At 40.5% G+C, this 21,452-nt stretch carries 24 protein-coding genes; 12 read left to right on the top strand and 12 right to left on the bottom strand.

Going from position 1 to position 21,452, the window contains the following annotated elements; genetic code table 11:
• Nucleotides 1–100 precede the first annotated feature (100 nt).
• Entirely contained in the window at nucleotides 101–2,032 is a 1,932-nt protein-coding gene (locus PseudUWO310_RS14450; protein ID WP_142602433.1) for an AIPR family protein, read from the top strand.
• A 59-nt stretch (nucleotides 2,033–2,091) separates the two neighbouring features.
• Here the strand turns inward: PseudUWO310_RS14450 and PseudUWO310_RS14445 are convergent, their stop codons facing one another.
• Both PseudUWO310_RS14445 and PseudUWO310_RS14440 read right to left on the bottom strand, forming a co-directional pair.
• Nucleotides 2,092–2,727, bottom strand: coding sequence for a Uma2 family endonuclease (locus tag PseudUWO310_RS14445; protein WP_142602431.1), 636 nt, complete (start codon nucleotides 2,725–2,727; stop codon nucleotides 2,092–2,094).
• 212 nt (nucleotides 2,728–2,939) lie between these two features.
• A complete protein-coding gene (locus tag PseudUWO310_RS14440; RefSeq protein ID WP_142602428.1) occupies nucleotides 2,940–4,535 on the bottom strand; it encodes a hypothetical protein in 1,596 nt (531 codons plus the stop codon).
• Nucleotides 4,536–4,737: 202 nt separating this feature from the next.
• Here PseudUWO310_RS14440 and PseudUWO310_RS14435 point away from each other — a divergent pair, with 202 nt between their 5' ends.
• From PseudUWO310_RS14435 to PseudUWO310_RS23340, 6 genes are all read left to right on the top strand, one after another.
• Nucleotides 4,738–4,998, top strand: coding sequence for a hypothetical protein (locus PseudUWO310_RS14435; RefSeq protein ID WP_142602426.1), 261 nt, complete (start codon nucleotides 4,738–4,740; stop codon nucleotides 4,996–4,998).
• A complete protein-coding gene (locus PseudUWO310_RS14430) occupies nucleotides 4,995–5,408 on the top strand; it encodes a type II toxin-antitoxin system VapC family toxin (RefSeq protein WP_142602424.1) in 414 nt (137 codons plus the stop codon). Before PseudUWO310_RS14435 ends, PseudUWO310_RS14430 begins: the two co-directional genes overlap by 4 nt.
• A 190-nt stretch (nucleotides 5,409–5,598) precedes the next feature.
• Nucleotides 5,599–5,988, top strand: a complete 390-nt coding sequence (locus PseudUWO310_RS14425) for a type II toxin-antitoxin system RelE/ParE family toxin (protein WP_142602422.1) — start codon at nucleotides 5,599–5,601, stop codon at nucleotides 5,986–5,988.
• A complete protein-coding gene (locus tag PseudUWO310_RS14420; RefSeq protein WP_142602420.1) occupies nucleotides 5,966–6,277 on the top strand; it encodes a helix-turn-helix domain-containing protein in 312 nt (103 codons plus the stop codon). Before PseudUWO310_RS14425 ends, PseudUWO310_RS14420 begins: the two co-directional genes overlap by 23 nt.
• Before the next feature lie 36 nt (nucleotides 6,278–6,313).
• Entirely contained in the window at nucleotides 6,314–8,470 is a 2,157-nt protein-coding gene (locus tag PseudUWO310_RS14415) for a COR domain-containing protein (protein ID WP_142602418.1), read from the top strand.
• Between the two features lie 317 nt (nucleotides 8,471–8,787).
• Nucleotides 8,788–9,459 carry a DUF4926 domain-containing protein gene (locus tag PseudUWO310_RS23340; protein ID WP_223805673.1) on the top strand — a complete coding sequence of 224 codons (672 nt, stop codon included), beginning with the start codon at nucleotides 8,788–8,790 and terminating at the stop codon, nucleotides 9,457–9,459.
• A 128-nt stretch (nucleotides 9,460–9,587) separates the two neighbouring features.
• Here the strand turns inward: PseudUWO310_RS23340 and glcD are convergent, their stop codons facing one another.
• Nucleotides 9,588–11,087, bottom strand: coding sequence for a glycolate oxidase subunit GlcD (gene glcD / locus PseudUWO310_RS14400; protein WP_142602416.1), 1,500 nt, complete (start codon nucleotides 11,085–11,087; stop codon nucleotides 9,588–9,590).
• Between the two features lie 252 nt (nucleotides 11,088–11,339).
• On the opposite strand from glcD, the gene clpS reads away from it, so the two are divergent.
• A complete protein-coding gene (gene clpS / locus PseudUWO310_RS14395) occupies nucleotides 11,340–11,648 on the top strand; it encodes an ATP-dependent Clp protease adapter ClpS (protein WP_009628256.1) in 309 nt (102 codons plus the stop codon).
• Between the two features lie 33 nt (nucleotides 11,649–11,681).
• Here clpS and PseudUWO310_RS14390 read toward each other — a convergent pair whose 3' ends face one another.
• The 8 genes from PseudUWO310_RS14390 to PseudUWO310_RS14355 all read right to left on the bottom strand — a co-directional run bounded on the left by PseudUWO310_RS14390 (nucleotide 11,682) and on the right by PseudUWO310_RS14355 (nucleotide 17,296).
• Nucleotides 11,682–11,900 carry a hypothetical protein gene (locus PseudUWO310_RS14390; RefSeq protein WP_142602413.1) on the bottom strand — a complete coding sequence of 73 codons (219 nt, stop codon included), beginning with the start codon at nucleotides 11,898–11,900 and terminating at the stop codon, nucleotides 11,682–11,684.
• Complete coding sequence (locus PseudUWO310_RS14385; RefSeq protein ID WP_142602411.1) at nucleotides 11,875–12,231, bottom strand: hypothetical protein; 357 nt, start codon at nucleotides 12,229–12,231, stop codon at nucleotides 11,875–11,877. The genes PseudUWO310_RS14390 and PseudUWO310_RS14385 overlap by 26 nt, the downstream gene beginning before the upstream one ends.
• A gap of 332 nt (nucleotides 12,232–12,563) precedes the next feature.
• A complete protein-coding gene (locus tag PseudUWO310_RS14380; protein WP_223805672.1) occupies nucleotides 12,564–13,169 on the bottom strand; it encodes a tyrosine-protein phosphatase in 606 nt (201 codons plus the stop codon).
• A gap of 115 nt (nucleotides 13,170–13,284) precedes the next feature.
• Nucleotides 13,285–13,779: a hypothetical protein gene (locus tag PseudUWO310_RS14375; protein ID WP_142602409.1), complete on the bottom strand. Its 495-nt coding sequence runs from the start codon at nucleotides 13,777–13,779 to the stop codon at nucleotides 13,285–13,287.
• 14 nt (nucleotides 13,780–13,793) lie between these two features.
• Nucleotides 13,794–14,483, bottom strand: coding sequence for a hypothetical protein (locus PseudUWO310_RS14370; RefSeq protein ID WP_142602407.1), 690 nt, complete (start codon nucleotides 14,481–14,483; stop codon nucleotides 13,794–13,796).
• Between the two features lie 43 nt (nucleotides 14,484–14,526).
• The gene (locus PseudUWO310_RS14365) at nucleotides 14,527–15,276 is read right to left on the bottom strand and encodes an MAE_28990/MAE_18760 family HEPN-like nuclease (RefSeq protein WP_142602405.1); all 750 of its coding nucleotides are present in this window, start codon (nucleotides 15,274–15,276) and stop codon (nucleotides 14,527–14,529) included.
• Entirely contained in the window at nucleotides 15,273–16,391 is a 1,119-nt protein-coding gene (locus tag PseudUWO310_RS14360; RefSeq protein WP_142602403.1) for a DUF262 domain-containing protein, read from the bottom strand. The genes PseudUWO310_RS14365 and PseudUWO310_RS14360 overlap by 4 nt, the downstream gene beginning before the upstream one ends.
• 53 nt (nucleotides 16,392–16,444) lie before the next feature.
• Nucleotides 16,445–17,296: an ABC transporter permease gene (locus tag PseudUWO310_RS14355; protein ID WP_142602401.1), complete on the bottom strand. Its 852-nt coding sequence runs from the start codon at nucleotides 17,294–17,296 to the stop codon at nucleotides 16,445–16,447.
• Between the two features lie 114 nt (nucleotides 17,297–17,410).
• Here PseudUWO310_RS14355 and hisA point away from each other — a divergent pair, with 114 nt between their 5' ends.
• The 4 genes from hisA to petE all read left to right on the top strand — a co-directional run bounded on the left by hisA (nucleotide 17,411) and on the right by petE (nucleotide 19,599).
• Nucleotides 17,411–18,175, top strand: a complete 765-nt coding sequence (gene hisA / locus PseudUWO310_RS14350; RefSeq protein WP_142602399.1) for a 1-(5-phosphoribosyl)-5-[(5-phosphoribosylamino)methylideneamino]imidazole-4-carboxamide isomerase — start codon at nucleotides 17,411–17,413, stop codon at nucleotides 18,173–18,175.
• 117 nt (nucleotides 18,176–18,292) lie between these two features.
• A complete protein-coding gene (locus PseudUWO310_RS14345; RefSeq protein WP_055074345.1) occupies nucleotides 18,293–18,487 on the top strand; it encodes a hypothetical protein in 195 nt (64 codons plus the stop codon).
• Nucleotides 18,488–18,567: 80 nt separating this feature from the next.
• Complete coding sequence (gene psbV, locus PseudUWO310_RS14340; RefSeq protein WP_142602450.1) at nucleotides 18,568–19,065, top strand: photosystem II cytochrome c-550; 498 nt, start codon at nucleotides 18,568–18,570, stop codon at nucleotides 19,063–19,065.
• Nucleotides 19,066–19,221: 156 nt separating this feature from the next.
• Nucleotides 19,222–19,599 carry a plastocyanin gene (petE, locus tag PseudUWO310_RS14335; RefSeq protein ID WP_142602397.1) on the top strand — a complete coding sequence of 126 codons (378 nt, stop codon included), beginning with the start codon at nucleotides 19,222–19,224 and terminating at the stop codon, nucleotides 19,597–19,599.
• 250 nt (nucleotides 19,600–19,849) lie between these two features.
• On the opposite strand, the gene PseudUWO310_RS14330 is transcribed toward petE, so the two are convergent.
• Nucleotides 19,850–21,280: a hypothetical protein gene (locus PseudUWO310_RS14330; protein WP_142602396.1), complete on the bottom strand. Its 1,431-nt coding sequence runs from the start codon at nucleotides 21,278–21,280 to the stop codon at nucleotides 19,850–19,852.
• Nucleotides 21,281–21,452 lie beyond the last annotated feature (172 nt).

Here is a 21,452-nt window from a genome sequence, read left to right as displayed (position 1 = left end):
TATATCCTTAGCACTGGTCATTTTGGCGATAGTGTTGGTTAGTTAACTCACAAGATTTGCATATAATAAGTCAATATACAAATCAAACCTCCCTAGAAATATGCTAACCAAGGATTTCTACCAACTAATCGATAATGAGTTACTAGCAATTATTGAAAAATATAAGGATGATGCATTCTTAAAAAAGCAAAAAGGTGTCCAAGGTGAAAATAACAAAAAATCCTATGCCTTCTTAATTTGGTTTTTAGATTTTTATGCTAAACGTACTGAGTATCTGCCATACATAACCGATAGTAACTCTCTAGTTAATGGACATACAACAAGTAATAGTAATGATGGTTTTAAAGATGGAGATGCTTCTTGCGATCTAATAGTTGATAGTGTGGACAACTTTGGAAATAAAGTATTCTACATAGTCCAATCAAAATGGAATAATGCAAATAGATGCGAAGGTGAAATAGAAAGAGGTGAAGTAGTTAAAGCTCTAAATGACTTTGAAACTATATTGCGTGGTGATGTTAAAAATGTTAATCCAAAGCTAAGTAAAAAGTTAGAAGAGCTATATGAGCATCTGAAGAACAACGGTGATATAAAGTTTATTTTCCTATGCCTTTGCAAGAAAAATGTGAAAGTAGAAGATAACATTCAATCTTTTTTACGTGGTCAAGAAAGAACAAAGGTTGAAATTATTGATATTGATCGTCTTAAAATCGATTATATTGATAGGAAATATAAAAAGATTGAGCCTATTAACCCTCTTGAAAATTATTATGACCCTCAAGAGATTAAGGTTCCTATTCAAATTGAACGACTTAATGCAAAGAATGGTAACTATATAAGAATCGATAAGCCTTTCGATGCCTATGTGTTTTTAATTAGACCAAAAACTTTATTCAATCTATTTGACAAATACGGTTTTTATTTGTTCTATAAAAATGTCCGTAACCCTCTTTTGCAATCTCAATTTAATGAAGATATTGAAAGAACTGCTACCGACAATCCTGAATATTTTTGGTATTATAATAATGGCATTACTGCTATTACTTATTCTCCATTTCCACGTATAAGAAGTCAAGCCGAGTCTCTTGAGCTTAATGGATTACAAATTATTAATGGTGCTCAAACTGTTTATTCCATTTACCGATCCTATAAAAATGCTTCGCCAGCTAAAAAAGCACAAATGGATGAAGAAATTCTAATAACACTGAGATTGTTAAAATCAGGGGGTAAAGATTTTGACTTGAATGTAACTCGGTTTACTAATTCGCAAAATCCTGTTCAGGATAGAGATTTTTGTGCAAATGACATAATTCAAGAAAGACTTCAAAATGATTTTTATAATACAAAATTTTGGTACGAGAAAAGGAGGGGAGAGTTTAGACAAGATGACGAAATTATAAAGAGAGAATTAAATGATAAAGGAGTTACAATAATTTCTAATATTATTTTTGCAAATGTTTATTTAGCCTATCATCTACAAGATCCTGTAGGTGTATTTAATAATGCTCAACAGATTAGAACCACAAAGAAAGATTTACTTTTTATATCCCACAAAGAAAGTAAAGACGGTCTCTATGAGAAGGTCTTTAATGACTTAACTAACTATCAGGATATGTTATGTGCTTATTACATTTTTGATATTCTATTAACCAAAATATTAAATTATGAATTTTCTGATTTTAACAAATTTTCTAATACTCCTTATTACCATTTGCTCGCTTTGTTTAAAGTCGCTTTTACAAAGTATATTCACAAAAAAATTGGAAGTAATGTAAATATTAGTACGTATATTATAAAACTTTATGAAAGTGACGAAATAGATATTATCTTAAAAACATTTATATTTGTCTATCAGTTTTTCAAGAATCAATTGGGCAATTTTAATATAAATACGACAGAGAAACATATAAAGTTCCTAACAACTCTTACCTATTATGAAAGAGTAAGAGAAGATTTGGAAGATTGTGATTTCAATATCTCTGAAATAGAAACTATAGAAAAAGCTCCAATTGGGATTTGGAACATACTTTAAATTGCTGATCAAGAAAAAGGAGGAAAATGTTGTTTGGAGATTTTCTTCAGACGGTTGATTTACTGCTTGCTTAACAATTGCCGCCAAGCTCTAACCATTGCAGGTTCTTGATCGGGTTGGATGTATTCGACCATTAGGTTTAAATCAAGATTGGGAAAGAATTGGCTTTGAGCGATCGCATTATATCCACTGCGATCGCTATTGATATGATAAAGTGCAAATTTTCTATTTTGATAAAACCAAACTTCGGTAATTCCTAATTCCTGATAAACCTCCAATTTATCAATACCGCCACTAGTGACCGTTATCTCGATCGCTAAGTCAGGAAATTCTTGACGCTGACCGATACAGAAGCTTTCATCAGGTTCTAATCCTCTCGCCGTTAATTCTGATTTGCAAGTAGCGGAGCCGCAACTAAAGAGGTCAATATTCATGACATCGGCATAGACATACAGCAATCTCGCAATCAGCCTTGCAATCATTCTTTCCAGCATTTCATGCTCTGGCGAAAGTGTCACGATTTCTAATGCTCCTTTGAGATAGGTTAGATGTAGATTTTGATGTCCAGAAAATAGATTGATGAAGGTTTGGTATTGCTGCCAATTTATATCATGAAGAGCAATACGTGGTTCAGCGATCGCAGGAGCAATTAATTTTTCAAGTTCAACTTGAGGTATATCAAGGGTGATTTTCATTGCTCAAATTCCATCTTGTTTATTTTCTAACATTTCACAATCTTTCATGCAAGCAAATAGACACTCTATAGAGTTTAAACCATTACCATTCATAAAAACTAAGCGATCGCATTGCTAACTAGTTTACTAAGTAGCTAGGCATAAGTAAACTTAAAATCCAGAAGAGCGTACCGCCCGCGTAGCGGGCGGTACGCTCTTCGTGGCATAAAAATCTACTTAATATCTTTTACCGCCTCAGCGATCGCATCTTTTGCCTTAGTATCTTCCATAGTCTGAACGCGTGCTCCCAATCCGAGAGATTCTAAAATAAGCATCCCATGGGCTTCATTCCTTTCATTGAAGACGAAAGTGGCTAAACCATCTCGGAAACTATTTAGATCGGCTTTATCTATTGCCGCAAGGTATTCACTCATGCCTGTACTCGCATACTTCTGGATGAGATTGCGCCATCCTTGCCGAGCATAGTCGTAACCCGAAGCTAAAACTTTATGCCCTAAAGGTAGCGCCTTTGACACAGTTCCTAAACTAGCGACGATCGCTACATTGATACCCAAACTAGGGAAATACTTGGCAGTCTCAGAGGCGAAATCTACTCCAGTTGAGGCAAAGGGAACTGCACCATTCTTCAGCCGACTCCATTGCTCGTCTATCAAGTAGCCGACTTGCTTTTGCTTGCTTGGGTCAATAGTTCCCTGTAATATTTTCAATTTCTTATAGCTGGTGAAAGCAAAAATCCATTTTTTGACCGACACCATAAACTTGACGCATTTCATAATCAATTCGCTTATGGGAATCCACTTTGTAAAGGATGATAATCTTCCCGTAGCCCATTCCATAGCGCTGACAAAAGCATTAGCGATCTTGCTAGAACCCATAATAAAATCTCCCAACTTACCAATAACCACCGCCACATTCTCAAAGGTTTGCATTGTCGTGTCGTTCCAAAAATCTACATTACGCAAGGCTTCCCAGACTTCCTTGCCTGCATCAAATATTTTGAAGCCCTCAGACATTGCTTCCAAACAACTTGTCATTTTTTCGATTTCATTCGCTTTAAGCCCTGCTACAACAGTGCCAGTGAGACTACCCACAACCTTGCTACCAGCAATTCCCACTTCGATGGAACTCTTACTCGGATCTCTTAATGTTTTAAGCGCGTTTGCCGCATCATCGAGAAATTCTAAGAAATTGCCGCTTCCTTCGATCGTGTCACTACCGTATCCTCCAACGGTCGGGGTTGATAACGTATCATCTCGTTGCACGATATTTTGCAAAGGCGATCGCCTTACTATCTGCGATTCTAAATCCGTCGAAGCAATTCTCCCGTTAACATCTTCTCTTCTTTGCAGATCGGGTTTCCTCTGTAATTTTTTCTCCCCCATCGAATTTTGGCGCTGGAGCGATCGCTTTTTTAATGGAGAATTGATCGCTTCGCCCATAATTGGCTTTGCTTGAAGGGTTATTCCCCCATCGGTCACGATCTCCTGTGAGTTATGTTTTGGCTTTTTGGGTAGTAATGCGATCGGTTGGGATTCAGTCTGTTTGGGCTGAATCCTTGCTCTTCTTTCTGATGGATTTTTTAGACGGTTAATAGGTTGTAGTTGTAGGGGAGGAGTTGATGATGTGGTTTGATTAGCAAGAATATTTTCAGCGAAGATCGACTTTACTGGGAGATGGCGATCGCGTTCTTGAGATTTAGAGTCGATCTGAGGGGAGCCAATGGGGGCGAATGGTCTTGTTTGTAGATTTAGGGATAATGGCTTGTCTGTAGATGTAAATTTGGAAGCAATATCGTTTTTGTATTTCATCTCTTAATTACCTTGGCTAAATTAATCCCGTAAATTCCAAGTTCGCCAATTCAAGGTCGGACGCACCCCTTATGAAGTATTTTGAGCTTCATCATAAACTATTCCATTTTATCCTTGAATTGGCACTTTTTAGTTATTGCGATCGCACAACTAAAAAATCTTGTAAAATGTCAATAATTCAGTATGTAGGAGGATTCAGAAAATGACGGTGTTAGAAAAGGCTTTGAGTAAAATGCAGGAATTGCCAACTGAGCAACAGCAACAAGTCTTGCGATTTATTGAATTTCTCTCGTTTGAGTTGGGCGATGTTTGCCAAGTTAACCAAGAACCTGAACGCCCAATTGCAAAAAAGTCCCAAGGTTCTCCTCGCGATTTACTCAAAAAATGGGAAGGTGCTGTTGAAGATGGCGTTGACGATCTTTCTTTTAACCCGAAGTATATGGAAGGCTACGGTCAGAAATGAGTCAGCGCGTAATTCTCGATACTGGTGTTTTGGTTGCATATTTCAGAAAGTCCGATCGCTTTCATCAATGGGCTGTAAAGCAATGGGATCTGGTTGATTTACCTGTATTCACTTGTGATGCGGTGATTTCAGAAGCTTGTTTTCTGTTTCGAGATTTGCCTCATATTCAACGTGCCATAGTTGAGTTGATTGAAGGGAATGTAATTGAGATCGCTTTTGATTTGCAAGAGGATGCGGTTAATGTGCGAGTATTGATGGATCGTTATGAGTCCGTGCCGATGTCGTTTGCGGATGCTTGTTTGGTGAGAATGTCTGAGCGAATTGCTAATAGTGCGGTGATGACTTTAGATAGTGATTTCAAAATTTATCGCAAACACCGTAATGAAGAGATTTCTATAATTAAACCGTAAAGTTTCCATTATTTTTTTCTTTTTACTTTCTACTTTTTCCTTGTGACAGATGCAGAGCTATTGGCAATAATCGCACAAGCAGAACGAGAGGGCTGGACGGAACTCGATCTATCGGGGAACGATCTGGAAGGATTGCCTAGCGAAATTAGATGATTACTAAATATATAGCACTTAGTGCTATAGTAAAATTATGAGTATCTATAAAACTCGTTGGTTTGATCGTTGGGCGCGGAAGCAAGGACTAAATAATCTTAGTCTATGTTTAGCTGTGCGAGAAATGATGGAAGGGCTATATGAGGCAGATTTGGGTGGTGGATTAGTCAAAAAACGAGTTGCACGAACTGGACAAGGTAAAAGTGGAGGTTTTCGGACATTAGTTGCTACAAATAGAGGCGATCACTGGATGTTTGTATTTGGTTTTGCTAAGAGCGATCGCGGCAACATCAATAAACAGGAAGAGGAGGCTTTGAAGAAATTGTCTAACCATCTTCTTGCCCTATCAGTAGAAGATTTAGCTATGGCTCAGCGTAATGATGAATTAATAGAGGTAATTTGTAATGAAGAAATCAGCAATTCTTGAAGCGGTGCATGAAACTGCTAAGGGGCTACATCAGGCTGGTGTGATGGATCAAGTGACTTTACGGGAATTTGATCGCTTGTGTTTGCCGCCAGTGGAACCGTTACAACCTGAGCAAATTAGGCAAATTCGAGAAGCTTGTCGAGTGAGTCAGGCGGTGTTTGCTGCTTTGCTAAATACGAGTGTGTCAACGGTGCAGAAGTGGGAGATCGGGCAGAAGCGCCCAAGTGGAACTGCGCTAAAGTTGTTACATCTGGTCAAAAATCGTGGCTTAGAAATAATTACTTTCTAGTTTTTCCTTTTTCCTTTCTACTTTTTCCTTGAATTTATGACTGATGCAGAGTTATTGGCAATAATCGCACAAGCAGAACGTGAGGGCTGGACGGAACTCGATTTATCAGGTAAAGGATTGACTGAGATTCCTGAAAAGATTGGTAATTTAACTAATCTGACAACTCTTTTTCTCTATGCCAACCGTATTGAGAAAATTCCTGAATCGATTGGTAATTTAACTAATCTGACAACTCTTTCTCTCTCTGGCAACCAAATCAAGGAAATACCAGATACAATCTCTAATTTATCGAAATTGACAACTATTTTCCTTTATTCTAACCAAATCAAGGAAATAACTGAAGCAGTATGTAGCCTATCTAATTTGGTAGAGCTTAATCTTTCTTGGAACCAAATCAAGAAAATTCCAAGCTCAATAATCAGTTTATCCAGTTTGAGAGTGATTAATATTACTGCAAACCAAATCAAGGAAATTCCAGATGCTTTGATCTTATTGCCAAGACTGGAAAAATTCTATTTAGAAGCAGAGCAATTTTTTGCATTGGCAAAACTCTATGCAGAAAAAAATCAACTTTCGATTACACCAGAAATTTATGCGCCAGAAGATAAGCAAATAATCTTTAACTACATACGTCAACTACGGTTACGAGATAGTCGTCCCTTACATGAAGCTAAACTCATATTGATCGGACAAGGCAGCGTTGGCAAAACATCTTTAATGGAACGGCTAATTCGCGATCAGTGGGATAAAAATCAAGCTCAAACCGATGGACTTAATGTTGAAACTTGGAATGTGGAAGTCAATAGCAAAGATATTCGCCTCAATGTTTGGGACTTTGGCGGACAAGAAATCTATCATGCTACCCATCAGTTTTTCCTAACCAAGCGTAGCCTCTATCTCCTCGTCTGCAACTGTCGCACTAGCGAAGAAGAGAACCGCATCGAATATTGGCTAAAACTGATCGAAGGCTTTGGTGGCAAGTCCCCCGTGATTATTGTTGGCAACAAAAAAGACGAACAACCCCTCGACATTAACCGCAAAGCACTGCGCGAAAAATATCCCAATATCCAAGCGATCATCGAAACCTCCTGCTCAAAGAACGAAGGTATTGATGAACTTCGCGCCGCAATTTTGAGGCAAGTCGGCAACCTCAAAGAAGTCTATGACCTTCTGCCCCTGACATGGTTTGAAGTCAAACAACAACTTGAATCCATGCCCGAAGACTTTATTACCTACAATCGCTATCTCAACATTTGTCACGAAAATAAAATCCCTGAAGAACAAAACCAAGAACAACTGATCGACCTGCTCCATCGTCTCGGCTTAGTTCTCAACTTCCGCGATCACCCCATTCTCAAGGATACCAATGTTCTCAAACCAAGCTGGGTGACAGAAGGCATCTATGCCCTGCTCAGCGATGAAAACCTCAAAACCAAAGGCATCTTCACCCCCGACGACCTAACTCGCATCCTCGATTCAGAACGATACCCTACCAAGCGCCACACCTACCTCATCGAATTAATGAAAGAATTCGAGCTTGGTTTTGCTCTAAACTGCCATCCACCCCAATTCCTAATCGCGGGACTATTGCCAAAAGACCAACCAGACGAAACCAGACTAGAAGGCGAAACCCTCGAATTTCAATATCATTACAAAGTTCTCCCTGAAAGCATCATCTCTCGCTTCATCGTCATCACTCACGATCGCATCCACAACCACACCTACTGGCGCAGTGGCGTAATGTTGCAATACCAAGAAAACAACGAAACCTACAACATCGCCCGTATCAAAGCTGATCCCGAAGACAAGAAAATCTTCATCGCCATTAGCGGTCGCAAAGAAACCCGTCGCCTCTTTCTCGGCATTCTCCGCGATACCTTCAAAAGAATCCACAACACCCTCCCCAATCTCGAAATTACCGAATGGGTTCCTGTCCCCAACCATCCCCACCACGATCCACTCAAATACACCGAACTCCTCGGACTTGAAGCAATGGGCGAAACCAAAAAAATCATTGGCGAACTAAAACTAAAGCTCGATTTACGTCAATTACTAGACGGCTATGAATCATTAGAATCTCGTCAAAAAGTGATCAGAGGTGATTACATAGAAAAACAGGTGATTTACAATCAATATGGAAAAGGTGATAATTTTGCAGGTGATGAGGTGGAAGGTAATAAATTTGAGGCGTAGGGGTTGAGCATTTGCGCCACAATTTTTAATGTTTAACAAGTTTCTCTATTTGCAAATGCTCAACCCTCTTCGATATCCCTGTAATACCAATTCCCAAAAGTGTGGCTACACTTTTGGGAATTGAAAACCAAACCCAGTAAGGGTTTTAAAATCACAAAATGGCGTAGCCATTTTGTGATTTGGTATAAATCGCCAAGGTTTAGGGCAGAGCATTCCTGTATGACAACAACTGAAAGACCGAGAGATATCAGCAGGAATGCTCTGCCCCTACAAAATATCTTCTAAATTTCAACCTGTTATACTTCTAGATAAAGCCAATGCTCACACTAACTAAACTCAATCTATTCGATATCGTTGCCCTAAAAAACGACCTCCCCCAACATCGCTTACAATCAGGACAAGTCGGAACCATCGTCGAAATCCTTGCTCCCGAAGTCTACGAAATCGAATTTAGCGATGATGACGGTCAAACCTATGCCATTCAAGCCTTACACGCCCATCAACTCCTAAAACTCCATTACAAACCTATGCCAAATAACATTAATCAATACGGCTCAGGAGACAACATCGCAGGTGACAAAGTTACAGGCGATAAAATTGGCACACAATTTAATAACAATCTTCAAGGCGCAAATATCGCCAACTTCGCTAACGAAGTCAAAGACAATGCCCGTCAACAAGCCTCAAACTTCAGTCAAACAAGTGGCGCAAGCGTAGCGGAACTTCTCCAAATCATCAGCACCCTGCGCCAAACTGCTGCCCAGTTTCCACCAGACATCCGCGAAGACATCACCATCGATATTGATGACGTAGAAGCCGAAATTCAAAAACCAGAAAAAGAACGCAGTCTTCCCAAACTCAAAAAACGTCTACTAGCTTTACTCACTGCCGCTACAGTCATCGCCACCCCGATCGCAGGTATAACCGACTTCACCAATAACGTTCTCGAAATCGGTGGCAAACTAGGAATAGAACTAATCAAAAAGTAGAGGCAAAGCATTTTCGCAAAAATCCATAACTTTTTTGAGTAGAATCTAGACGAGCGTACCGCCCTCGTAGTGGGCGGTACGCTCTCTGGTTTCGGTTTTTAATTATGCTTAACTGCTTACAAATATTCCTAAAAACGTTCCATCATCTTATACTTAGCATCGTGGCTGGGCTTTGCCCCTTCACCACAGGTACGGGGAGTTGGCAAAATCTTCGTAGGATTGGCAATGCCCTTAGGATCGAAGGCATTGCGCACCCATTGCATAGTTTCCAAATCCGACGGACTAAACATCTCTGGCATATAGCATTTTTTATCTGCCCCAATGCCATGTTCGCCCGAAATACTACCGCCAACGCGCACGCATAGTTTCAGAATCTCACCACCTAATTCTTCCACAGTTTCGAGAGCGCCAACTTCCGCATTATTATACAAAATCAAAGGATGCAGATTACCATCGCCAGCATGGAACACATTCGCTACATGATAACCATATTTCTCGCTGAGCTTCTCAATTTCTTGCAATACATAAGTAAGCTTTGTTCTCGGAATTACCCCATCCTGAACATAATAGTCGGGGCTTAGGCGACCCATCGCCGCAAAAGCTGCCTTTCTACCCTTCCAAAGACGGAGCCTTTGTTCGGGGTCGATCGCTGTAGTCACATTTCGCGCCCCATTTTGATAGCAAATTGCTTCCACTCGTTTGGCACTCTCGGCAACTTCTATTTCTAATCCATCAATTTCAATTAGGAGAATTGCCGCCGCATCGCGGGGATAACAATTGGTGGCGACAGTGTCCTCGACGGCATTGATGCTCATGTTATCCATAATTTCCATTCCTCCAGGAATGATACCATCTCCGATCACATTGGATACGGTCGCTCCTGCGGCTTCGACGCTGGTAAAATCGGCGAGGAGTACTTGAATTGATTCCGCAGATTTCAGGATCTTGAGTGTGATTTCTGTGGTAATTCCGAGGGTTCCTTCAGAGCCGACAAATAGCCCCGTGAGATCGTAGCCAGGGCTCTCAGGGATTTTGCCGCCAATATCGGCGATCGCGCCATCGGGAAGGACAATTTTTGCGCCGAGGACATGATTGGTGGTCACTCCATATTTCAAGCAATGAACTCCACCTGAGTTTTCTGCCACATTACCACCAATGGAACAGATGATCTGGCTGGAAGGATCGGGCGCATAATAGAATCCTGCACCGCTTACAGCCTGAGTCACCCAGTTATTAATGACTCCTGGTTGCACGACTACCCGTTGATTTTCCATGTCAATAGCTAAAATCTTTTTCATGCGCGAGGTGACGATTAGCACTGAGTCAGGCAAGGGCAATGCCCCACCTGATAAACCCGTGCCCGAACCTCTCGCCACAAAGGGGAGTCGATAGCGATCGCATACCTTCACCACGGCTGAAACTTCCTCGGTAGTAAGGGGCAAAACGACGATCGCGGGTTGTTGTTTGTAGCTGGTCAGTCCGTCACATTCAAAGGCGATTAACTCTTCGCGAGTGCGCACAACATAGCGATCGCCGACGATCGCAATAAAAGCGTTAGCGATCGCTTGCCAATCAATAATCTGGGTTTGCGCTGAGGAAATATTGGGGATAGGGGCGATCGCAGTCATGTTGTAAGGTCAGAGGAGCAACTAAGTCTATCCTACAGCGATTTTAAGGATTCAGATTTGGGGATTCAGAGAGATGTAAGTAGCTAGGCATAATTAAAAACCAAAACCAGAGAGCATACCGCCCGCGCAGCGGGCGGTATGCTCTTCTAGGTTTTAAGTTTACTTATGCCTAGCTACTTAACTAAGGGACGATTCTGTCACCTTTTATAAAATTATCTGAGATAATTAAGGTATAAAGCGTTAGTTGAGATTATGGCTATATTTGCTGCTGTTCAAACCCCCGAAAAAGTTAAAGACACCGTGCGGGAAGTAGTACGCAAGCCTTACCCGAAATATAAGGTCATTGTGCTAAACGATGATTTCAATACCTTCGAGCATGTCTCGAATTGTTTGATGAAATATATCCCCAACATGACCGAGCAGATGGCTTGGGAATTAACCAATCAAGTTCATTTTGAAGGTTTAGCGATCGTCTGGGTTGGTCCAATGGAACAAGCTGAACTTTATCATGCCCAGCTAAAGCAAGCAGGGTTAACAATGGCTCCCCTTGAGCCTGAATAACGCAATCTGCCCCCCGCAAGTGTCAGTCAAGTGTCAGTCAAGCGTTAATAACCATAACGGGACTAAATTACGATTCTTGAGATGGGATTGGTGACGAAGCCGCCAATCAATGCGTTTTAGTGCTGCGTTAATACCAGCAAGTTTGAGCGAGTGGCGATCGCCGCATTCTATTAACTCATCTTGCGAGATCGGCGATCGCACCTTGCAGGACTTTAAGCAATAATCATCAAGGATAGCTAGAGAGGAATTCAAAATTTTCATCATAGATTTCAAAATTAGTTTCATATCCTTTGCGCGTTAATGGATCGCATATTTCCTTAAGTGTCGCTTTAATCGAGTCAATATCTCCTGCTACAGCGCCATTGAATAGCCATTTATCTCCTTCTTCTAGACTTTGTGTTTCAAGTTCACAGGTTTCCATTCTAATTTTTAGAGTCTCATTTCCATCAAATTGACTTCTATAAATATAAATTTGTTTTTCTGATAGTCCTAAGTAGTTTCTCAGTACCTTGGCTATATCTCGCAAGCCTGTCTTTGAGTGAAGATATCCATAAACATTATTTAAAGCGGGTAAATCAGTCACTTTAGCAAGAAAGATTAAATGTAATAAATTGATTTTATATCAACGTAAGAGATAGTGAGGACGAATCAAAACCCTAAAGATGAATAGTGGCGCTTCGCACCACCATTCGTCTTTAGGGTTTTATGTCCTGAGCAAACCTTATCCCAATTCCCAAAAGTGTGGCTACACTTTTGGGAATTAAAACCCAAATCTAGCAAGGGTTTTAAAATCACAAAATGGCGTAGCCATTTTGTGATTGGGTATTAGTTGCTATAAGAAGGAGTTAAATGAATGAATTGAACGCTTGCCTGTAAACATCCTTGAACTTAATGTGCAAAGGTTTGTTGTGTTGCTCATTTTGCGAGCCGATGTACTAATGCTTGTAAATCAACACGATGGAAATACTTCTTAGGATCGGCGATGCCATCAAGAGCCATTTCAATCCATCTGGGGTGAACTTCGCCTTCGCTTAGAAGGTACTCTTCAATGATTGTTGTGCGGTCAATCCCAACGATCATCAATATGGCTGCCACGACAACGCCAGTTCGATCTTTGCCTGACGTACAGTGTATCAATAAGGGGAACTGTGTGTCAGGTTTGCTTAAGTATGAGACAACATCGTTCAGCCAACGGCGTACTTTGCGGTTGGATGTTTCGTATTTTTCAAGGTCATTAGATGCAGGGAAATGAGCATAGATTGTTGGAAGACATTGTGGGTCTTGACCTCGTCGAAGGTTGAGAATTGTTGCGGGGTTTTGAATCGTTGTAGCATGTTTTACGAAATCAATTTTGCCGCCACGGAACAGCTTATTCTTTGGGAAAATGGACGTGCCCGTAATTAGTTCAAGGGATTCCCCGATATCGCGAAAATTCACACAGCCATTTGAATAATCGAGTCCCATCACCGTTCCTGTGAAAATATTACTTGCAACCCAATATTTGTTATGTAAAAGGTTCATTTGTATTGACCTTAAAAAGGTGCACTACATTTCATTAACCCATCCTAACTTGATCGGCGATCGCACTATACTAATTTATAGCTCAATCCCTCTAGCCGATTGCATCTGGGTTGTTCTATTTCGCTAATTGTTCTTGTTTTCGCTTCCACCATTCTGCTTGGAACTTCTCTTGCTCTTCAACGCTGACAGGCTCTACATCTTCTCCTGTCTTAAAAATGCCTACGAGGGGGTGATACATCTCATCATCTTGATTTACCCGCCATATCTTCTGCCCTAAGCCCATATCTACAGCCATCCCAGTTAGTATGACTCGCCGACTTGCTCCATAACACATGGGTAAAAGACTATGAGTCGCAAGCCGTTTTCTCACTTTCTTAAATGATGCAAAATAGTTCCAATCCGTTTCTTCAATCACACCACCAGCCCAAGATAACTTGATAATGCAATCAGTATGACGACCATCCGTATCCGTCCAATCACGAGAACCTGTATCAATGCTGGCTGGCAATAAATTACCATCTTCGTCTCTCAGCATGATTTCTATGCCACTTCTACCTTGTTCGAGGACTTCATGCATCGGAAACTCCAAGTCATTAGCTAAAAAATTCACCTGAATTTATAGATTTAGATCTTCCACATTTTAATTAACTCATTAACAAGCATTTGCAATTGTTTTGTAGGTTCATCAAGCTTAGACATTTGATAACCATGTACAAGGCGATCGCGTACAGTTTGAATTACTCTCACTTGATCAAACTGCTCCATCGAAAGCTCACCTTGAGAATATAGATGATTAATTAAAGAATTGGCAGGAAACCGTTCTATCGGAATTGCAACTTGCTTAGATTGACGACGCATAGCCGCTTCCAAAATTCCCCATAAATACAAAAAGGCAACTTCTACTTCTCCGATCGCTAAAAATTTTTGAGCCTGTTCTTGACGTTGCAACATCTGTTCCCAAGTCAGCAATTCACTATCATCTTTGGGATCATCTGAAGATATATCTTCTCCAGTTATCAGTAAAAATCGCCAACCATGATGCTGAGCTACTATTTCGGCAATCTCTCGATAGCGATCGACTGAGATTTTAGCAATTGAGTTTTTAAGTTCAATTATGTAACCTTCATCCAATCCCTTTCTCGCAATAAGATCTGGACAGTAATTTCCTAAGTCAAAAGGAATCAAGGATTTAGAAGGCTCGATTACAACTTCAAATCCTTGCAATCTATATTTTTCTGCAATTCTTTGCAATCTATTTTTTTCTAAAGCTTTAGCGTCTAAACCCTTTTCAGCTAATTGAGAATCAACACTCATAAGTAGTCCTCCAAGTAATCTCACTACAAGATCGGCGATCACTCTACAATTTATATCCTTTGCTATCAATATAGCTATCAATGTCTTGCAGCATACGAGTTAAGTACTTAACTACATTTTCTTTGTCGTCAAGCAAGTATCTGTATATTTTTTGTTTACTATCAGTAGTACTGACTGATTTATTCCAAATAATCTCATTTGACGCATCGCTAAATGAAAGATTTCCATGAGCCAGATCGCATCGTATCTTAACTATAAAGTTAAGGGTATCATGAGGAATTTCTGGATTTACAGGAATGCCATACATATCTATAAGCTTTTTGATAGCCTTAGCGTTTGGGTTTCCGTTGGGTTTTCCAAATATTGGGATATTGGTGATTGGCTCTAATTCAACGATTTCACCATCTATAACTGCATTAATTACATCTTGGAGGTTTTTCGCTATAGTTTCCTTTCTGATCTTAGAATCAACGAAGCTTTTGCTACAATCATTTGATAGCCATAACATCTTGATTTTTGGGCTTAAATCCTGGTAGGTAAGCTTATCAAATGAAATTGCATCATGAATTGCATTGATCCCATTTCTAATAGAAGACTCAATTAAGTTGTACAGGAGTAAATAGCAATTAGATTTCAGGATTTTTTGGAGATTGCTGTCAACCTTGTAATTGCCCGAAGGAAAAGTTATCGAATTAGTAGAAAAAGCCCCAAGCTGTTCAATTCTATCTACCAATTCAAAGTATTTATCAATTTCGGCTACTCGTTTGTGAAAGTCCCTTATAAATTCTTTCATATACTATGGCTAAGAAGCTTCTCCTTAACATAGTCAATTCTCTGCTGCATATTCTCAGGCTTATGGGTTTGATAGCGACCAATGGGAATAGAGAAAGAATGTGCTTGAGTATTCTTCTCATCATCTCGCCATAAACCTCTAACGGCTAAATCAGGTTTTTGTTGTAGCGCTAAGTAAGAACCAACTGAGATAGCCTCAAAGTAAGGGCGCGGAGTTGAATCCGAATTATGATACTTTCTAAATCCACTTGGGAATGTCTTTTCTACAAAAGACAACATTTGCTCAAAGTTATGTAGTTTTTGGCTTTTTTCTTCATTTGTAAACTTGCTATTTTTCCAAATAACATATTCGTCAAGAAATCTAGCTACTCCTGTTCGCTCAAGATCAGGATGATTTTTTACTTCAGAGAGACGAAATTCTGGATAGGTTTCTGAAAATGCAAAAAACCTTAAAACAAGCTCAGCTTCTTCATTTCTACTCTGGAAATATTTATAAATTGGACAAAGACTGATAAAAGTTTCATGCTTTGAACATTCAAAAACAAAATCAATAAAATCACCTCTATATACTCCTTTTCTAGTTTCCATAGGAGTTAGGTCAAGGCTACTAGTATTAATTCGATCAAACATATCATTTCTGACTCCTTCATTAGCTTTGTCTGAAAGAACAATCATTCTGATAGGAGTATTCTTAAACTTTCTCTGACGTGATGGTGCAAAATCTTTAAAGTAGAAACCATTCAATGAATCTAATGTTCTCAGGTTTTTTAATCGCAATTGGTTGCTTATAAAGGCTGCAAGAGTTCTGATTCTCTGAGAGCCATCAACGATTTCCAGATTTCCAGATTCTTTAATTTCAGCCACGAATAGCAGAGGAATGGGCAAACCAAGAACAATAGATTCAATTAACCTAGATTGACGAGTGATATCCCATACAAATTCCCTTTGATACTCAGGCACATAAATTTCACTGGAATCATCATCATCCTTCTCTAAATATTTATTGACTATGATCTCTATTGTAAATTCTCTAGTGTCATAGTCGATTTCTTGCCTTCTATCCTCAATTTGCTGTTCCGCTATGGCAATGCTATCTTTCAGGACTGTTGTAACCATAAAATACCGCACTGTACTTAAACAATTTCAATCAAGATTATAGCAAGATGTAGTTAGCTCTCAGTTTTCTTGCTACTAAATCTCTGAGTCAAGCCTTCACCTACTAGCGATAAACCGATCGTCATTAAAGTAATCGCCAATCCAGGGAAAATTGTTGTCCACCAGATATTTTCGCCAGTCGAGAGCGCATCGAGAGCTTGCTTGAGATCGTGACCCCATTCAGGCACATCTTCAGGAATACCTAAACCTAAAAATCCTAAACCCGCGATCGTCAGAATCGCATCGGCGGCGTTGAGGGTGAAGATTACGGGCAAGCTTTGGATGACGTTGGGGGCGAGATATTTAATGAGAATGGTTTTTGTATCCGCACCGATCGCTTGAGCGGCTTCGATATAAACCTCGGTTTTGGTACTCACAGTTTGGTTGCGGATGACTCGAAAATATTGGGGGATATAGGCGACGCTGAGCGCGATCGCTGCATTCCAGATGCCAGTACCGACCACAAAAGCGATCGTCAGCGATAGCAACAGACTGGGCAGGGTGTAAAGCGCATCCATCAGAAATACTAAACCGCGATCGAGCCATCCACCCTTATAGCCACTCAGCATCCCCAAGGGCACGCCGATCGCTAAACTGATCACTGTCGAAGCGATCGTCACCTGCCATGCTACGCCCGCCCCCGCGATCGTTCTCGTAAATACATCATGTCCTTGTAAATCTGTGCCAAACCAATGTTGTAGCGATGGTGGCTCATGAATAGGATTGCTGAGAAATTCCGTCGGATCGGTCAAAATTCCTACGGCTTGTAACAGGGGGGTGACGATCGCCATCAGCAAAAAAGCACCGCTAATGACGATGCCAATGGACATTAATTTTGAGGATACTGACTGCTTTGGCAATTTCATAGGGACTAGCTAAAGGACAAACTTAAGAAGCAAAACTGGATTTCCTTGATTTGTACTATACCGCGATCGCTAAATCTAGCTAAAATTATACTTCTGGGATCGTAGGTAAAAATTATGGATGTAATTCCCGCAATTGATATTTTAGATGGACGCTGTGTCAGGCTCTATCAGGGGGATTATCAACAGTCAGAAGTATTTGGTGAAGACCCTGTAGAGGTTGCCCAACGCTGGTACAGTCAAGGCGCTAAGTATTTACATGTAGTTGATTTAGATGGTGCAAAGGAAGGCAAACCTCAAAACCTAAAGGTAATTGAGGCGATCGCCCGCTCAATTCCGATGCGAGTGCAGATGGGTGGTGGTTTGCGCGATCGCGAAAGTATTTTATCAGTCCTCAATTCAGGGGTCAGTCGCGTCATCGTGGGCACAGCCGCCGTAGAAAATTCTCAGCTAATTGCGGAGATTTGTGCAGAATTTCCCGAACAAATCATGATTGGCATTGATGCTCGTGACGGTAAAGTAGCAACGAGAGGCTGGCTGGAAACTTCGGAAGTAATGGCGGTAGATCTTGCCAAGCGGATGGCTTCTGTCGGTATAGCGGGAATTATTTATACAGATATTTATCGTGATGGTACGATGCAAGGTCCAAATATTGAAGCTTTGCGCCAACTTGCTGAAAATGTTGATGTGCCTGTAATTGCCTCAGGTGGCATTAGTTCGATCGCTGATTTACTAAACCTATTGTCACTGGAATCGGTCGGCGTGAAAGGGGCGATCGTGGGTAAGTCCATTTACACGGGTGCGATCCATTTACCCGAAGCGATCAGGGCTGTCGGTAACGGGCGTTGGCAAGATGTGATTGACGGATCGGCGATCGCTTAAATTACATCCCAAAACAAAAAAGTAAAGTCGGTGCTTTGCGCCGACTTTACTTTTTCGGTTGCTTGCATGAGAAAATAGCACAAACATCTCTAGAATTAACTAGATACGAGTATTGTTATGGGCTTTGCTGACTATTCGATCGCTGAGATCGCCGAGGACTACAAACTCAGTATTGAGGATGTATTTAAACTATGCGATCGCCTTGGGATCGCTTACCAAGACGCAGAAACCAAACTTGCTTTGGAAGATGCAAAGGCTGTCATTATGGCATCCGCAGCCCAAAATTCTAAAACCCCCAAAGGCTTATCGTGATTGCAAAGTCGCAATAAATCTTTGGGATTAGGTGAAATTCTTTTAGATAAACTTAGATAAATTAAGTTATGTCCGTAATTATGAACAAAAATTCTTTTAAATATCTAGCGGTGGCGATCGCCTTCGTGATGCTTACCTTTCAGCTTTTCACATCCAGCGTCAATGCAGCCGATATTCCGATCGAACTGCGTACAGTCCCCCTCAATGAAACTACAAATATTGTCTTAACGCAAAAGGACATCTCTAAGGGTAAGAAATTATTTTCTAATGCCTGTGCCACCTGTCACCTCGGTGGAGCCACCTTTACCAATCCTAACGTCAATCTAGCCCCTGATTCCCTTGCTGGGGCATATCCAGCGCGTAATAATGTGTTGGGACTGGTGGACTTCATGAAGAAGCCCACTACCTATGATGGCGTAACTGAAATTTACGACGTTCACCCTAGCCTCAAGAGTACTGATATCTTCCCCGTCATGCGTGGGCTCACCGACAATGACCTCAAGCTAATTGCTGGTTATATTCTTTACGAACCTAAGGTCAAAGGTATCGGCTGGGGCGGCGGAAAGATATACTATTAAACAAATAATGTACGTAGTAATGCGTCATAATTTGTCAAAAAGCTATTACTTTAGCTTTCTCTATGTGTTTTCTGGTTTTCTCTACGTGTTTTAGCCTTAGTTCGAGTCGAGTCGAATTAATGCGAGTTAAGTTGAATTTTAGTCGGTAGTTAATTTATGAATATTTCTTCCTTTGCGAAAAAGCTAGGTCTAGCGATCGCTAGCCTTTTGTTTGTTGTTGGTAGCCTGTTCATGACAGCATCTCCTGCTGCGGCTGATGTCATTACCGTTAAGATGGGTTCCGATAGCGGTCAGCTTGTATTCGATCCTAAAGTGGTGACAATTAAAGCTGGCGATACGGTCAAGTGGGTTAACAACAAAGCTTTCCCCCACAATATTGTGTTTGATGGTCATGCAGAACTCTCTCACAAGAAGTTGGCTCAAAAGCCTAAGGCTGAGTTAGAGTCAACCTTTAATGAAGCTGGAGAATTCTCTTACTATTGCTCACCACACCGTGGTGCTGGTATGCAAGGAAAAGTGATTGTCCAATCATAATTAAATTTATTTCTTCAAAAGAGGTGCAAACAATGTTTGCACCTCTTTTTTGTACTTTTTTTGGATGAATTGATTTGCGATCGATCGCCCTATATAATACCAATTCCCAAAATGGCAACGCCATTTTGGGAATCTCAAAACCTTACTGGGTTTGGTGTTTAATTCACAAAAGTGTTGTCACACTTTCGTGAATTGGTATAACAACGTAATACCAAAGCTCAAAATGGCAACGCCATTTTGAGCTTTGGTATTACGGATTTTTAGAGTTACGCGATCGCCTATGCAGCCACCACCAGACCCCACCCCCAGAAAGTCCACCAATTACGATGCTCCCTAAAAAGGCTGCCACCATGTAAATTAAAAAAAGCGTATTCGATTTTGTCGCAATGGCATTGACAGGAAATTGAGCCGTGAGGATATTGACAGTGATTTGACTTGTTCCTAAACCCGTACCAACGGCGAAGATGCTTTGGTTAAGACTACGCTCGCTTCGAGTTTGTTCAAGGCTAATAATGCCTTCAATATTTCTAATAGAGTTTTCTAAGAATTTTTGATTGGGGCTGAGGTTGGTAATATCCGCAATAATTTGGGGGATATACTTCTTTGTGACGATGGTTGCAAATTTCTCTAAAAAGGGAATATCAATATCTTCCTCGTGATTTTCTAATCGTCTGAGTTTATTTTGGTAGTTCTCCAGATTCGTTGCAATAGTATTTTTTTGAGATTCTAGATAGATAAGTTCTTGAACATAGGTGTTCATCAAGTTGAGGTTTGATTTCAAGCTTTGCTGGAGTTGCGCCAGATCTATTTGAGATGAATGATCTTGATTGGCTAATAAGGCGATGGCAGTTTGAATTTTTTGGACTTGGTTTTTAAGCTCACTTTTATGCTGACGACTTAGGTGGTATGACCAAATAATTTTGTGGCGATACAAAAATAAACGCATTAAGCTGGGATAAAGTTTGGAGAGGGTCTGGCTGATATCTAGAATATTTAATTCATGGGGAAAGATACAAATTAAGAGATGTTTGTTTTGACTGAGATCGCCGCGATCGCTTGGTAGTTGCCATAGCTCAAAGCATTCTGCGCCTAGGAGCTTAGGTGCAGAGGGGTTGATTTCGGTTTTCAGATCTTTTTCCCAGCTTGAGTTGTCGAAAATTTTTAAATGTCCGTAAATTCTTTTCGCCGCATCACTTGCCTTTTGGTCAGCAAAAGCAAGCTGTCCCCAGACAAACCAAGTTTGACCGATGTGGTTATCTGGTTGATTAGTTTGACTACCATGAAGATTGTTAACAATATTTTCTTGAATTTTTTGGAAACTGGGGATATGGCGAGGAGCATACTTAAGTGATGGATCATCGCGATCTTTATGGGTGAGATCGATGGCGCAATGCACCTGTAAAGCATAGGTATCGTTGAGTTTAACTGGATAGTAAAACCCATTCAGGGGGTAGTCAAACTCTTTGCAATCTTTACCAAGTAGCTCAATGTAGTCTGAAAGTTCTGATTCAATTTTGATGACATCTGCTAACTGATCTGCTGTCATTTGCCCAACATTTATTCTCCGCCAAAATTTATTGCGATTCTGGTTGCTCTCATCTTCGCTTTGTCCTAGTCCTTCCGCAAGGTCGTAGCTAAATAAATCAATTGTGGGATAGATGATGGTGTCAGGATCTGTCATGGGTAATTTGCTTGGCTACGGTAGTTAATATGATGGTCGCTAAGTAACTGGGCGCAATTATAGCTATAGTCAGTAATGTTAGGACAAAAATCAAACCCAATAGAGAGTGGCGGCGCTTCGCGCCGCCACTCTCTATTGGGTTTGATTTCCTGATTTAAGTGCATATAGCTAT

Origin of the sequence: Pseudanabaena sp. UWO310 (genome assembly GCF_006861605.1) — a bacterium.
Taxonomy (GTDB): domain Bacteria; phylum Cyanobacteriota; class Cyanobacteriia; order Pseudanabaenales; family Pseudanabaenaceae; genus Pseudanabaena.
Note: the sequence above shows the minus strand (reverse complement) of the source record. Positions and strands in the feature narration are given on the sequence as shown.

Bases quoted from the DNA above. Each gene is read 5' to 3' on its own strand.
- PseudUWO310_RS14380 (WP_223805672.1), bottom strand. From the start codon at position 13,169: ATGAACCTTTTACATAACAAATATTGGGTTGCAAGTAATATTTTCACA.
- PseudUWO310_RS14360 (WP_142602403.1), bottom strand. From the start codon at position 16,391: ATGGTTACAACAGTCCTGAAAGATAGCATTGCCATAGCGGAACAGCAA.
- PseudUWO310_RS14370 (WP_142602407.1), bottom strand. From the start codon at position 14,483: ATGAGTGTTGATTCTCAATTAGCTGAAAAGGGTTTAGACGCTAAAGCT.
- PseudUWO310_RS14330 (WP_142602396.1), bottom strand. From the start codon at position 21,280: ATGACAGATCCTGACACCATCATCTATCCCACAATTGATTTATTTAGC.
- hisA (WP_142602399.1), top strand. From the start codon at position 17,411: ATGGATGTAATTCCCGCAATTGATATTTTAGATGGACGCTGTGTCAGG.
- clpS (WP_009628256.1), top strand. From the start codon at position 11,340: ATGGCTATATTTGCTGCTGTTCAAACCCCCGAAAAAGTTAAAGACACC.
- PseudUWO310_RS14345 (WP_055074345.1), top strand. From the start codon at position 18,293: ATGGGCTTTGCTGACTATTCGATCGCTGAGATCGCCGAGGACTACAAA.
- PseudUWO310_RS14425 (WP_142602422.1), top strand. From the start codon at position 5,599: ATGAGTATCTATAAAACTCGTTGGTTTGATCGTTGGGCGCGGAAGCAA.
- PseudUWO310_RS14430 (WP_142602424.1), top strand. From the start codon at position 4,995: ATGAGTCAGCGCGTAATTCTCGATACTGGTGTTTTGGTTGCATATTTC.
- PseudUWO310_RS14450 (WP_142602433.1), top strand. From the start codon at position 101: ATGCTAACCAAGGATTTCTACCAACTAATCGATAATGAGTTACTAGCA.
- PseudUWO310_RS14365 (WP_142602405.1), bottom strand. From the start codon at position 15,276: ATGAAAGAATTTATAAGGGACTTTCACAAACGAGTAGCCGAAATTGAT.
- glcD (WP_142602416.1), bottom strand. From the start codon at position 11,087: ATGACTGCGATCGCCCCTATCCCCAATATTTCCTCAGCGCAAACCCAG.
- PseudUWO310_RS23340 (WP_223805673.1), top strand. From the start codon at position 8,788: ATGCTCACACTAACTAAACTCAATCTATTCGATATCGTTGCCCTAAAA.
- PseudUWO310_RS14445 (WP_142602431.1), bottom strand. From the start codon at position 2,727: ATGAAAATCACCCTTGATATACCTCAAGTTGAACTTGAAAAATTAATT.
- PseudUWO310_RS14355 (WP_142602401.1), bottom strand. From the start codon at position 17,296: ATGAAATTGCCAAAGCAGTCAGTATCCTCAAAATTAATGTCCATTGGC.
- petE (WP_142602397.1), top strand. From the start codon at position 19,222: ATGAATATTTCTTCCTTTGCGAAAAAGCTAGGTCTAGCGATCGCTAGC.
- PseudUWO310_RS14440 (WP_142602428.1), bottom strand. From the start codon at position 4,535: ATGAAATACAAAAACGATATTGCTTCCAAATTTACATCTACAGACAAG.
- psbV (WP_142602450.1), top strand. From the start codon at position 18,568: ATGAACAAAAATTCTTTTAAATATCTAGCGGTGGCGATCGCCTTCGTG.
- PseudUWO310_RS14420 (WP_142602420.1), top strand. From the start codon at position 5,966: ATGAAGAAATCAGCAATTCTTGAAGCGGTGCATGAAACTGCTAAGGGG.
- PseudUWO310_RS14435 (WP_142602426.1), top strand. From the start codon at position 4,738: ATGACGGTGTTAGAAAAGGCTTTGAGTAAAATGCAGGAATTGCCAACT.
- PseudUWO310_RS14415 (WP_142602418.1), top strand. From the start codon at position 6,314: ATGACTGATGCAGAGTTATTGGCAATAATCGCACAAGCAGAACGTGAG.